The organism is Niallia endozanthoxylica (assembly GCF_008710145.1).
Classification (GTDB): domain Bacteria; phylum Bacillota; class Bacilli; order Bacillales; family Cytobacillaceae; genus Bacillus_BD; species Bacillus_BD endozanthoxylica.
Genome location: NZ_VYKL01000015.1, coordinates 350,510 through 362,371 on the forward strand (window position 1 = coordinate 350,510; position 11,862 = coordinate 362,371).

13 protein-coding genes are annotated in these 11,862 nt (G+C 36.7%); 1 reads left to right on the top strand and 12 read right to left on the bottom strand.

Annotated elements, in window-relative coordinates:
• Window positions 1–51: 51 nt before the first annotated feature.
• The 9 genes from F4V44_RS08795 to F4V44_RS08835 form a co-directional block, all read right to left on the bottom strand.
• The gene (locus F4V44_RS08795; protein ID WP_150439620.1) at window positions 52–2,277 is read right to left on the bottom strand and encodes a penicillin-binding protein; all 2,226 of its coding nucleotides are present in this window, start codon (window positions 2,275–2,277) and stop codon (window positions 52–54) included.
• Window positions 2,277–2,642: a cell division protein FtsL gene (gene ftsL / locus F4V44_RS08800; RefSeq protein ID WP_150439621.1), complete on the bottom strand. Its 366-nt coding sequence runs from the start codon at window positions 2,640–2,642 to the stop codon at window positions 2,277–2,279. Before ftsL ends, F4V44_RS08795 begins: the two co-directional genes overlap by 1 nt.
• A gap of 42 nt (window positions 2,643–2,684) precedes the next feature.
• Entirely contained in the window at window positions 2,685–3,617 is a 933-nt protein-coding gene (gene rsmH / locus F4V44_RS08805) for a 16S rRNA (cytosine(1402)-N(4))-methyltransferase RsmH (protein ID WP_150439622.1), read from the bottom strand.
• 61 nt (window positions 3,618–3,678) lie between these two features.
• Complete coding sequence (gene mraZ, locus F4V44_RS08810) at window positions 3,679–4,110, bottom strand: division/cell wall cluster transcriptional repressor MraZ (protein WP_150439623.1); 432 nt, start codon at window positions 4,108–4,110, stop codon at window positions 3,679–3,681.
• Between the two features lie 359 nt (window positions 4,111–4,469).
• The gene (bshC, locus tag F4V44_RS08815; RefSeq protein ID WP_150439624.1) at window positions 4,470–6,095 is read right to left on the bottom strand and encodes a bacillithiol biosynthesis cysteine-adding enzyme BshC; all 1,626 of its coding nucleotides are present in this window, start codon (window positions 6,093–6,095) and stop codon (window positions 4,470–4,472) included.
• Between the two features lie 26 nt (window positions 6,096–6,121).
• Window positions 6,122–6,517, bottom strand: coding sequence for a DUF3397 domain-containing protein (locus F4V44_RS08820; protein WP_150439625.1), 396 nt, complete (start codon window positions 6,515–6,517; stop codon window positions 6,122–6,124).
• A gap of 4 nt (window positions 6,518–6,521) precedes the next feature.
• On the bottom strand, window positions 6,522–7,418 hold the full coding sequence (locus F4V44_RS08825; protein ID WP_150439626.1) for a 2-dehydropantoate 2-reductase: 897 nt from the start codon (window positions 7,416–7,418) through the stop codon (window positions 6,522–6,524).
• Between the two features lie 144 nt (window positions 7,419–7,562).
• Window positions 7,563–9,104 carry an acyl-CoA carboxylase subunit beta gene (locus F4V44_RS08830; protein ID WP_150439627.1) on the bottom strand — a complete coding sequence of 514 codons (1,542 nt, stop codon included), beginning with the start codon at window positions 9,102–9,104 and terminating at the stop codon, window positions 7,563–7,565.
• Between the two features lie 18 nt (window positions 9,105–9,122).
• Window positions 9,123–9,335, bottom strand: a complete 213-nt coding sequence (locus tag F4V44_RS08835; RefSeq protein WP_150439628.1) for a biotin/lipoyl-containing protein — start codon at window positions 9,333–9,335, stop codon at window positions 9,123–9,125.
• 204 nt (window positions 9,336–9,539) lie between these two features.
• On the opposite strand from F4V44_RS08835, the gene F4V44_RS08840 reads away from it, so the two are divergent.
• On the top strand, window positions 9,540–10,013 hold the full coding sequence (locus tag F4V44_RS08840; RefSeq protein ID WP_150439629.1) for an N-acetyltransferase: 474 nt from the start codon (window positions 9,540–9,542) through the stop codon (window positions 10,011–10,013).
• A gap of 40 nt (window positions 10,014–10,053) precedes the next feature.
• On the opposite strand, the gene F4V44_RS08845 is transcribed toward F4V44_RS08840, so the two are convergent.
• From F4V44_RS08845 to rpmF, 3 genes are all read right to left on the bottom strand, one after another.
• Window positions 10,054–10,692, bottom strand: coding sequence for an RsfA family transcriptional regulator (locus F4V44_RS08845; protein WP_150439630.1), 639 nt, complete (start codon window positions 10,690–10,692; stop codon window positions 10,054–10,056).
• Window positions 10,693–10,786: 94 nt separating this feature from the next.
• Entirely contained in the window at window positions 10,787–11,545 is a 759-nt protein-coding gene (locus tag F4V44_RS08850; protein ID WP_150439631.1) for an enoyl-CoA hydratase/isomerase family protein, read from the bottom strand.
• A 125-nt stretch (window positions 11,546–11,670) separates the two neighbouring features.
• A complete protein-coding gene (gene rpmF / locus F4V44_RS08855) occupies window positions 11,671–11,844 on the bottom strand; it encodes a 50S ribosomal protein L32 (protein WP_071395445.1) in 174 nt (57 codons plus the stop codon).
• Window positions 11,845–11,862 lie beyond the last annotated feature (18 nt).

Sequence of the window (11,862 nt, forward strand, 5' to 3'; positions counted from 1 at the left end):
GCTTGTACTTTTTCTATTAGAACGGACGGACAGTCAGTCTATCCACCTGTGTTAATCTTTCACTTCTACTTCGTCCGTTTCTTCTTCATCTTCAGCTTCTTTTTCTCGATTTAATATGGTTTCAGGATCATTCAATTCAACAATTAGAAATTCTCCTTCCTTTATGACAGCGCCTTCCTTAACATTTTGTTTGACAACATAACCATTTCCAACTGAGTTTAATTTAAGATTTGCTGCTTCAGCGACTTTCATCACATCACGGATAGACCAGCCTGTCATATCAGGAACGGTTAAATCTCCATCTGTTTTGAGTACAACTCTTTCACCAGCTAAAAGCTTTTCATCCTTGACAGGAATTTGACTAACAACCTTTGCACTATTCCCAACTATAACTGGATTTATCCCCTTTTCTGTCAAGACATCAGATGCTTCACTCGAAGAAAGTCCGATTACATTAGGAACTTTTGCTATTTCAGCCGGTTTTTCTCCGCTTGGTTTAATTTGCAGATATTGGAGACTGCTTTTCATAACTGGATTAAAAATCATAGACACGGGAACAGCGCCATCTGAGTTATTCGTTAAATCAGGCTGCTGTACCGCTACATACATAATCAACTCTGGATCATCCTTTGGGGCCATCCCAAGGAAAGAAAAAATATAGTTACTTGCTCCTGTTAAATAACCTCCCTTGCCAGGAATCTGAGCAGTCCCTGTTTTCCCCGTAACTTCATAACCTTCGATAGCGTATTTTTTACCTGTTCCATTTTCACCCGTTACGACTGTTTCTAAATAATCTCTTACTTCAGTAGCAGTCTTTGCAGAAATCGGAGTTCCGACTACCTCTGGTTTTGTATCTTTGATTGTTTTACCTGTGTTTGGATCAACAATTTTATCAATAACATGAGTCTGCATCATGTTTCCGCCATTCGTAACGGCAGTAGTTGCCTGTACCTGTTGAATCGGAGTAATCGCAGTACCTTGGCCAAATGATGTGGTTGCCTTTTCTATAGGATAGGTATAAGCTAATTTTCCATTTGTTTCATTTGGTAAATCAATCCCTGTCGGCTGATCAAAACCAAAATGAGTTAGATATTCTCTAAATGTATCAAATCCCATCTTCTCATTCGCCAGCTTCGCAAAAGCAACATTTGATGATCTCTGTACCCCTTCTAGGTAGGTAATGGACCCCCATCCGCCTCCGCCATTATGGTCCGGTACTTTTCTCGACTTAGAATCTACCGCATAGGTTCCTGATTGATAGTACTCGTTTGGATTAAATACGCCTTCTTCTACAGCTGCAGCAAGAGTAAAAATCTTCATGGTCGAGCCCGGTTCAAATGATGTTTCAACCGCTTCATTATACCAGCCTTTTTCAATGCCTTGCCTTGTCTCTGGATCAAAAGTAGGGCGCTGTCCCATTGCAAGAATTTCTCCCGTTTTTGCATCCGCTACAATCGCAATCATTTTTTTAGGTTTAAATTCTTTATCTACTTTGTTCAACGCATCCTCAAGCAAAATTTGAATTTTACGGTCAATCGTTAAATAGACGTCCTTTCCATCACGTGCAGGAGTTATTTGTTCTTTGCCATCAGGAAGTAAATAGCCCCATAAATCACTCTCAAATTTAAATGATCCATCTGTACCCGTTAACACATCATTCAAACTTTTCTCTAGGCCTAATTTGCCAACAATCGCTGTTTTATGATTTTTGTCCTCTTTTGTTTCTGTATAACCAATGACATGTGAAGCAAAAATTCCATTTGGATAAAATCTTTTCATTGTTCTTGTAAAAGCAATACCAGGAAGTTCTAGCTTTTCGATTTTATTTTTTGTTTCATAGGAGATATCACGCCCGGCTGCACCGAACTCTACTTGAAATCGTCCTTTTTCCTTTCCATCATTTAAAATAGCAAATATTTTCGACTCTTTTAAATCAATAAACTTTGCCAGTTCACTAGCCGTTTTCTTTAAATCAACGACATGATTAGGTTTATCCAAGTCCGTTGTCATGTCTTCATCAAGAATAGCAATTAAGCTAAAAGAACTTCTATCTTCTGCAATTACCTCACCATTCCGGTCGTATATTGTCCCTCGTTTTGCTTCAATTTTAGTTGAATTTGTATACTGCTGTTCAGCTTTTGCAGCCAGCACCTGTCCCTTAACTTCTCCCGTTGCCTGGATAAAGAAAAAACGGAACAGTAAGACAAAAAAGAGCACGCTAAATATTAGAAATAATATAGCTGCTCCAAAATTAATATTTCGTTGTTTTTTTATCATTAATCCTGCACAACCTTAACATTTTGATCATTTAATTCAAGGCCAAGCTTTCTTGCTTTTTCTTTGATTCGATCATACTGGCTTAGTTCGCTTACTTGAATCGATAAATCACTATTCGACTTTTGTTGTTCTCGGATCATTTCTTTCGTATCTTGAATCTCTGCATTAAGTTCGTAAATGGATGCTTGATTGGAGATGATATGAATGGATCCAAAACAAACCAGCGCTCCAAATGTAATTCCTAAAATCTTTTCACCAGGAGAAAACCATCTCTTCTGTTGTACTTTTTTCTTCGGAGCTTTTGGAGCCTTTATTGTTTGCTGCTCCCTTTGCTCCTGTCGAAGCTGTCTTGCTAAATTAGTCATTCATATCCCCCTCCAATTTGTTCATTTAAATGTTTCGTATTGTTATCGTTTTTCAGCTATACGAAGCTTAGCTGATCTGGCCCGATTATTTTCTAATAATTCCTCTTCCATAGGTACGATTGGTTTTCTTGTGATTATCTTTAAGACAGGTTGATACTCCTCTGGAATAATTGGCAGTCCAGGGGGCAAATCAGGTGTTTCACTTGCCTTTTTAAAGGTAACCTTACAAATTCGATCCTCAAGCGAGTGGAATGTTATCACACTAATGCGTCCACCTGGCTTTAGAATAGAAATTGCCTGCTCTAATGATTTCTCAAACACACCTAACTCATCATTCACAGCAATGCGAATGGCTTGGAAAATCCGTTTTGCTGGATGACCGCCTTTTCGTCGTGCCGGAGCAGGAATGGCATCCTTGATAATGTCAACTAACTGTCCTGTTGTTTCAATGGGTTTGTTCTCGCGAGCTGTTTCGATTTTGCGAGCAATTTGTTTGGAGAATTTCTCTTCACCATACTGAAAGAATATACGAACAAGCGCTTCATAAGACCATTGATTAATAACATCAAAAGCTGAAACATCAGCATCCTTGTCCATTCTCATATCAAGAGGGGCATCATGATGGTAGCTAAAACCTCTTTCGGGATTATCAAGTTGTGGGGAAGAAACACCTAAATCGTATAAAATTCCATCTACATGATATACATTTAGTTTCTCTAGCTCTTCCTTTAAATGAAGAAAATTGCTCTTAATAATTGACAGTTTCTCTCCATATTGAGCTAGCTTGACTTTTGCATGATCAATAGCACTTTGATCTTGATCAAAAGCGTACAATTTCCCTGTTTCTGAGAGCTTCGAGAGAATCAATTCACTATGACCGGCTCCTCCAAGTGTACAGTCTACATATATTCCATTAGGTTTTATATTTAAGCCTTCTACAGTTTCATTTAATAATACAGTTTTGTGATTAAACATCAGTGTCCACCTTCCAATCGAAAAGATCAGGAAATTATTCTTACATAATATCCATTCCTGATTATATATCAAACCCTATCATATTTTCTGCAATATCAGCAAAAGAATCCGCTGATTCGCTGAAATACTCGTCCCAAATATCTTTACTCCATATTTCAATTCGATTGGAAACGCCTAATACAACACATTCTTTTTCTAGATTTGCGTAATTTATAAGCGGAGTCGCAATATTAATTCGTCCTTGTTTATCCAATTCACATTCAGTAGCACCAGAGAAAAAGAAACGAGTAAATGCACGGGCATCTTTTTTTGTTAAAGGAAGATTCTTCAATTTCTCTTCAATAATCTCCCATTCACTAAGCGGGTAACCAAACAAACATTGATCAAGACCACGAGTTAATATAAACAAATCGCCTAAATCATTACGGAATTTAGCAGGTACAATCAAACGACCTTTTACATCAATGGTATGATGATATTCGCCCATAAACATACCTACTACCCCCACTTTCTAAAATTACTTTACCACATCCCTCCACTTTCCACCACTTATTTTTAAGTAATTCTCCCCTATGGAATAAAATCCTTCTAAAAGAGCACATTAAATGATTTTTTTTGAAAACAAAAAAATAGACCTTTCCACTAGGGAAAAGTCTCGAATAGAATCAAATTCGTCTCGTCGAATTTGCGCTCAGATTTTTATCGAGCTCGTTCGATAAACTACCTCTAAAAAGTCGCAAGGCTCGCCGAAGGCTTAACTTTATTCACCCGGGGCTTGAACCCCTACTGAATCAGAGAGCTTTTTGCATTCATCCCTTAACTTTAGAAGTGGGGGATTTCTACTGAATAAAGTTAAATCTTTATCACTTTATGCTTTCCATCGAACGAATAGGAAAGGCTCGCTAAATCAGCTAGAAAAGGAATGCCATACTGGTTCATATAGGAAACAGCATTTAAGATTCGTTCCTGCGGAGCATTTAAAGGTCTCAACTTATTATTTACTCTGCTAAATTTATTCAGAATCACTTGATGTTTCTCTTGTAACGAATTGTCTACTTTTCCTTCCATAAATTCAATCTGCTTGAGCAGTAGAGCCTGGTTTTTTTCTAATAGCGGATAAAGTCCACTATCAATACGCTCTCTAATTAAGCGATAACTCCCAAGCAGCTGCTCTTTCGTATCATGAAATAGAATATCGAGCTCTTTATCTTTAACTGAAGATAAATACTCTTCTTTTTGCTTTTCCGCTCCAGTAATCAGTACAGTCTCAAGAGATAATCCCAATTCATCGAGATCCGTTTCAACCGACCGGTCAACAAGTGTTATGTTTAAACGAGGAACAATGGGCGGCATTTTTATCGAATAACTTTCAAAGACTTTTTTCAATTCAGCCCAATAAGCAATTTCCCCGGGACCTGCAATAAAAGCAAGAGTTGGAAACAGTAATTCCTGTGTAAGAGGCCGAGTCACTACATTATTACTTAATTTCCACGGGAATTCGGAGGCAATTTGCAATAATTCCTCAATCGTGAATGTTATCGCTCCGTTTTTACCAATAAATTCTTTTTCTTCTGGATTATATTCAAGTAGAATTCTTTCCTTATATTTCTCATCATAATAAAAAATATTGCCAGCATGCCTGCTAATATCTATCGATTGAGAAAAACCTTCCTTTTCAAGTTCTGCTTGCATTTCTTTCACATGATTGGTTATACTAGCCGCTTGTTTAATCTGCGAAATCAAGATTTCTTTTTCAAGAAAGCGAAGGCCTGTATAACCAGAATCAATCACCAGCAGGCCATAATCCTTAAATAACTCCATTACCATATGAGCAAAAAAATCAACAAAGGTTGCTGATTGGGTAACAGCCTTCCTCAAAAAAGCCAGCAGTTCATTTGTGTGATCCGTTTCACCTAATATTTCAATGATTTGTTCCACCCAATCCAAACATAAGTCTTGATTAATAGAAATATCTGAAACCATTTTCCTTTCAAGAATTTTTTCAGGATAGACTATTTTTTGAACTTTCCCTTCATTTTCCATATAAATATGATTAACTTCTTGATAATCATGATCTTCTCCGGCAATCCAAAAGATGGGAACAACAGGAACCCCAAGTTCCTCTTCCTTTTGTCTTGCTAGTACAATGATAGAAATAATCTTATGTATGGAGTATAACGGACCAGTTAAGATTCCAGCCTGTTGCCCGCCAATTACGACAACACTATTAGGTTGTGCTAATTTTTGTAATGATTCGAATACTTTATTAGAGGTTGGAAAACCTTCCATATATTTTTCTATACATGAAGCCAATGCTTCTCTCATGAATGTTCGTTTTTCTAACTCAATTATTCTTTCCTTATAATCAGACACATTCTGATATTGATAGTGAAAAAAACGTTGTATCTCAGGTGCGCCGGCTAGGTAACCAGTTGCAAACCGATTGGTTGACGGCAGCTCGAGATTTAACATCTCCATTTAAGACTTCCTTTCTACAAACAAAATTATGACATTGAAACAGACATACTAACACGATAAAAGAGTCCGTATACAATTAAAATAATATAAAAAAAACTAAACAGCAAAAAATTGAATCGCCAGTATCCTTTAAAAACGATGGAAAACTGAATGTCGTGTTTTATTTTCCAATGCACAATGACAAATATAACTGCTACAAAAAGCATGATTAGAAGAATAACCCATAGTAAAGAGATATCCCAAATGGCTATGATAAAATAGTGTACTGCTAATATTAATAATAGCGTTGTCACATCAATCGCCATTCTTACTGACTTCCGATGCTGTTTTGTAACAAGCTTACATGTTACAAACACGATTATATACCCAAGTAACGGAATAGTCACGAATGTTGCAATAATTGAAGAAAAGAATCCTGTCACGTTTTTACTCCCCCGCTCTATACTCCTTCCCTTTAACCGCCTGATAAAAAGATTGAATGATAGGAGTGTTTATTTTTCTTTCTGCTGCTTTCTCCAAAATAAACCCAAGTATCGCATCTATTTCTGTAGGGCGATTCTCCATTAAATCACGAAGCATAGATGACTGGTTATGTGCTGTTTTCTCACAGACAGCAATAACGTTTTGAAAATAACCCTCCTTATTTTGGAAACATAAACTATTTTCAATTTCAGCAAAAATTTGTTTCACCATTTGAAAGTAATGAGGATTTTGGATAAGTTCACCATTTTTAACCTGCAATATGGCCGTTAATGGATTGATTACAGCATTAACTACCAGCTTTTTCAAAAGCATTTTTTCATAATCTGCTTCTATTAGAAAAGGAAATTCTTCTTTTTGTATATGATTTAATAAATTCTGCATTTTAGCCATGGAACGGCGAAATGGAGCAAGCTTTGTCACACCAATACCCGTATGCAGAACATTATTCGAGTTAATCTTCAATGCACCGTGTTCAACCGTTCCTACATAGATGTCCCCGTGTAGTTTTTCAATCATTTTTAAATGCCCCATACCATTTTGCAAAAATAACAGGCCTCTTCCGGGATGACTGAATAAAGACAGCTGTCCTATTAAATCCGGTAAATGATATTGTTTAACAGCAATAAAGGTTGCATCTTCTTCCCCGCACCATTCAGATACGAATTTGACATCCAGATTTATATGTTTTTTCACTCCGTCGCGTTCTAAAAATAACCCATTTTTCTGCAATTCTTCTGCTTGCTCTTTAGAGCGAACATATAAACAAACAGAATGATCAATATGTAAATAATAGGCAAATAATAAACCAATAGATCCGCCACCAATAATTCCTATTTTCATAAACGATTCCCTTAACCCTTTCTTTGCCTCAACAAAAATACTCAGAACCTATCTCCTTATTATAAAGGATTTACTATCCTTTCGTATAGAAGATTGAAATATAAAAACACCCGTCATTATTCAAGCATAACGGGTGTTGCCTAATTATACAGGGTATACAGGATGCTTCCTGCTGCTAAATGTCATTTCCTTCGTTTCATACAAGGCAAAGCGGGTTACAAGGAAATTTCGTAAATCATTAGGTGCAACAATATCATCTATAATAAGCTCAGCTGCTAATTTATAGATATCAATTGTGTCCTGGTATTCCTTCTGCTTCTCAAGTATAAACGCATGTTTTTCTTTTGAATCTTTTATTTCATTTAATTTATTCGAATAAACCGCATTAACGGCAGCCTCTGGTCCCATTACTGCAATCTGGGCAGTCGGAAGAGCCACACAGCAATCTGGCTCAAAGCCCGGTCCTGCCATTGCATAAAGACCTGCGCCATACGCTTTCCGTATAATAACAGAAATTTTAGGCACAGTGGCTGAACTCATAGCTGCAATGAATTTTGCGCCATGACGTATAATTCCCGCTTTTTCTACCTTAGTCCCAATCATAAAGCCTGGAACATCAGCTAAAAATAAAAGCGGAATATGGAATGCATCACAAAGGGTGATAAATCTTGCACCTTTATCTGCTGAATCAACAAACAATACGCCGCCTTTTACCTTTGGTTGATTAGCAATGATACCTACTACTTTTCCATCAAGCCTTGCTAATCCAGTAATTAGTTCAGCTGCAAACAACTTTTTTATTTCAAAAAAACTTCCCTTATCAACGATTGAGTCAATACAATCATACATATTAAATGGGATATTTTGATTGGTTGGAATCACATTCTCTAAGCAGGAACCTTCTTTTGGAGCCGTTCCTGCTATTATTGAAGGTTTTTCTTGATAATTAGCAGGGAAATAACGTAAGTATTGCTTCGCTTGCTTTATAGCTTCTTCTTCGTTTTCCGCTAATATATCACCGCATCCACTTATTGTGCAGTGCATCCTAGCCCCGCCCATTTCCTCTAAACTCACCTTTTCGCCAATCACTTTTTCTGCCATTCTAGGAGAACCTAAGTACATGGAGGCATTTTGATCAACCATAATAACTAAATCACAGAAAGCTGGAATATAGGCTCCTCCAGCAGCTGATGGACCAAATAATAAACAAACTTGAGGAACCATTCCCGATAGCTTCACTTGATTATAAAAAATTCTCCCTGCTCCTCTTCTATTCGGAAACATTTCTAATTGATCTGTAATTCGCGCACCTGCTGAGTCAACTAAATAAAGAATAGGCACTTTCATTTTCTCAGCCGTTTCTTGAATACGGATAATTTTTTCAACTGTACGAGCACCCCATGAGCCTGCCTTGACAGTTGAATCATTTGCCATTACACAAACAGTACGACCATGGATCCTCCCTATCGCTGTCACAACACCGTCAGCTGGAAGCTCATCATTAAGACAATTAGCAAATTTTCCATCCTCTTCGTATTGTCCTTTGTCAAATAATAATTCGAGACGTCTTCGAACAAAAAGCTTGTTTTGTAATGAAAGCTTATCATGATATTTTTTCTGCCCGCCCGCTTCAAGTTTTTGTTTTCTTTGTTGCAATATCTTTATTAACGATTGAATGGAAGACATATTCCTCCTCCTTTCCATTTATTTAATAATCATTAATACATCACCTTCATTAACAAAATCGCCGACTGCTACAAAGATTTTGGTCACTTCACCTGATTCAAGGCTTTCAATCGGGATAGCCATTTTCATTGATTCCAAAATAACTACCTCCTGCCCGGCTGAAATATGCTCTCCTTGGTTTACTTGAATCATCAGCACCGTCCCCGCCATAACTGCTTTTATTTCACTCATTGTGTTCCCCTTTCGATATCATTCAGTCATTGAATATTTTTGTAACCGTTTACTTTCCACACGGAGGAATTTTACAAATAAATAGTATATAATAAAAATTGTAAACATTTTTAATTTTACAAATTTACTAAAGACTTTATTACTATACGTATTCATTTAAAACCATTAACATGATATTTTTGCTTGAAAAGGAGGAAGGTTTAAATGTCGATAGAAATTAATAAACTAAAAGTAAATTACAAAACACTTGAAGAATTTAAGAAATTTAAAGAATATGGAATTCAAGAACTATCAATGAGCGAGGATCTTGAAGCAAATATTATTGAAAATGACAGTGAATCACCATTTTACGGCATTTATTTTGGGGATAAGCTTGTTGCGAGGATGAGCGTATATCAAGTAAATGCAAAATATAATCGTTATTTTGAACCTCCAGTAGATTATTTAGAAATTTGGAAACTCGAAGTTCTTCCAGAATATCAAGGAAAAGGCTATGGAACTGCCCTTGTGGAATTTGCTAAAGGATTTAAGATGCCGATTAAAACCAATCCAAGAATAAAATCAAGAAGCTTTTGGGAGAAAATGGGCTTTCAATCTGTCAACTATGACATGGATCGTGATTTAGGAGAAAATCCACTCATCTGGCATCCGGACGGTGTGAAGGAAGCAAAAGTATAAATAAGAAAAACAAGCAGACAAAGCATTGTCCGCTTGTTTTTTATTTATCAAGCTTTTCTAAATTTCCATTTCTATCCATTTGAAAGCGAACCTTCTGAGCAAATTCCTCTTCTTTTAACACAACCATTTTACGGGCTCTTTCCATTATCTCAATCAAAGCCTTATAATCATGCTCCATTTCATATAGCGCCTTTGATAATCGATCGTTTTCCGCTGTAATATCTTGTATTTTCTGTTCAAGTACCTTCATTTTTTGTTCATATAGCGACAGACTTTCTTGATAATCAGTTGAATTTTGTGCTCGATCATATAATTTGTTCAAGTAGCCTATTAAATCTTCAAACGTTACTTCCTTTAAAACAGGCGGGGATATTTCTTTTGTCTTTACAGGAGGAATATAGGCAGGTTCTATCCCTTGATTGTTAGCATCATGTTTTACGTTAGGGCTTCTTTTTGCATCCTTGCGTTGTTTTTTTGCCAATTCAATACCGGACTTATACAGCTTTCTAATCGATGAATTCCAGCGAAAACCGCATGCTGCTGCTGTTCTCGAAAGCCGTTTTCCAACCTCTTCAAAAGCTTGAAGCTGTGTTCCACCTTCACGAATATGACGAAGTACAACTTCAGCAAGAAGCAAATCCTCATCCTGTGTCCAGGCATCCTGTCGTGTAGTTGACATCTGAAAATCCCTCCTAGTGTTTTTTATTCATACATATGCTTCTACTAGAAAAGATAGACTGACATCATCTCAGTTTTCAGTGATTTCTTAAACTTTACTTTTTATTAAGGAATTTTTCTACTTGTATATGGTGGGCATCTTTTTCCCATAACACAGCACAGCGTCTTACTTCGGCTTCAATTCTTTCAATTACCCCACTCTCTTTCCATTTTCTTACCATCATTTCTTTATAGGAAGAAGTTACACTAGGATCAATCTTTAACATTTTATGTACAAAAGTTTGCAGTCCTTCGTTAGAATTTCCTTCATACAAATAATCTACAAAACCAAGCTCTTGTAATTCTTCAGTATAATAGAGGCCTGCTTCCATCAACATTTTAAACCCTTTTGATGGAAGTAATTTTTCAAGGATCATTGTCCCTCCTCCCCAACTAGTTGTAATAGCTAACGTACCTTGGATAAAACCTGCTTTTATCCCCCTTCTAGCAATCCGAAAATCACAGGCGGCCGCCAGTTCACAGCCGCCCCCAACTGCCGTTCCATTTAACAAAGCAATAGTCGGCTTGGGTAAAAGAAATACCTCCGTTAATATTTGCGACATTTTCGAAAGCATTCCATATGCCTCCTGTTCAGTATGTAATTGATGAAATTCAGACAAGTCTCCGCCAGAGCAAAAGGCTTTGTCACCGGATCCCGTAATAACAAATGCAATTACATCCTTTTCATTAGCAATCTGTACAGCTTCTGCCAATCCATTTATAATTTCATCATTAATTGCATTTCGCTTATCTGGTCTATTAATTGTAAATACTAGCAGTCCGTCCGAATGCTTTTGAATCAAATACGGTTCCATTTCTGTTTCCCCTATCATCAGTTAATTTTTATATAGATTTATCATTTTCTACTTTATATTAATAGCTAAAATAACAAAAGCACAAGAACCTATAGGTTCTTGTGCTTTCATTTTACATGGAAAAATTAGTCGTTAACTACTTCCTTGCCTTTGTATGTTCCGCATGCTTTACATACGCGGTGAGCAAGTTTCATTTCACCACAGTTTGGGCATTCTGTCATACCTGGCACCTGTAATTTAAAATGTGTGCGACGTTTTCTTTTCGCAGTTTTTGATGTTCTTCTAAAAGGTACAGCCATTATTCCCACCTCCTTAAA

Bases quoted from the DNA above. Each gene is read 5' to 3' on its own strand.
- F4V44_RS08835 (WP_150439628.1), bottom strand. From the start codon at position 9,335: ATGAGTGAAATAAAAGCAGTTATGGCGGGGACGGTGCTGATGATTCAA.
- mraZ (WP_150439623.1), bottom strand. From the start codon at position 4,110: ATGTTTATGGGCGAATATCATCATACCATTGATGTAAAAGGTCGTTTG.
- bshC (WP_150439624.1), bottom strand. From the start codon at position 6,095: ATGGAGATGTTAAATCTCGAGCTGCCGTCAACCAATCGGTTTGCAACT.
- F4V44_RS08825 (WP_150439626.1), bottom strand. From the start codon at position 7,418: ATGAAAATAGGAATTATTGGTGGCGGATCTATTGGTTTATTATTTGCC.
- rpmF (WP_071395445.1), bottom strand. From the start codon at position 11,844: ATGGCTGTACCTTTTAGAAGAACATCAAAAACTGCGAAAAGAAAACGT.
- rsmH (WP_150439622.1), bottom strand. From the start codon at position 3,617: ATGTTTAATCACAAAACTGTATTATTAAATGAAACTGTAGAAGGCTTA.
- F4V44_RS08830 (WP_150439627.1), bottom strand. From the start codon at position 9,104: ATGTCTTCCATTCAATCGTTAATAAAGATATTGCAACAAAGAAAACAA.
- ftsL (WP_150439621.1), bottom strand. From the start codon at position 2,642: ATGACTAATTTAGCAAGACAGCTTCGACAGGAGCAAAGGGAGCAGCAA.
- F4V44_RS08840 (WP_150439629.1), top strand. From the start codon at position 9,540: ATGTCGATAGAAATTAATAAACTAAAAGTAAATTACAAAACACTTGAA.
- F4V44_RS08795 (WP_150439620.1), bottom strand. From the start codon at position 2,277: ATGATAAAAAAACAACGAAATATTAATTTTGGAGCAGCTATATTATTT.
- F4V44_RS08850 (WP_150439631.1), bottom strand. From the start codon at position 11,545: ATGGAACCGTATTTGATTCAAAAGCATTCGGACGGACTGCTAGTATTT.
- F4V44_RS08845 (WP_150439630.1), bottom strand. From the start codon at position 10,692: ATGTCAACTACACGACAGGATGCCTGGACACAGGATGAGGATTTGCTT.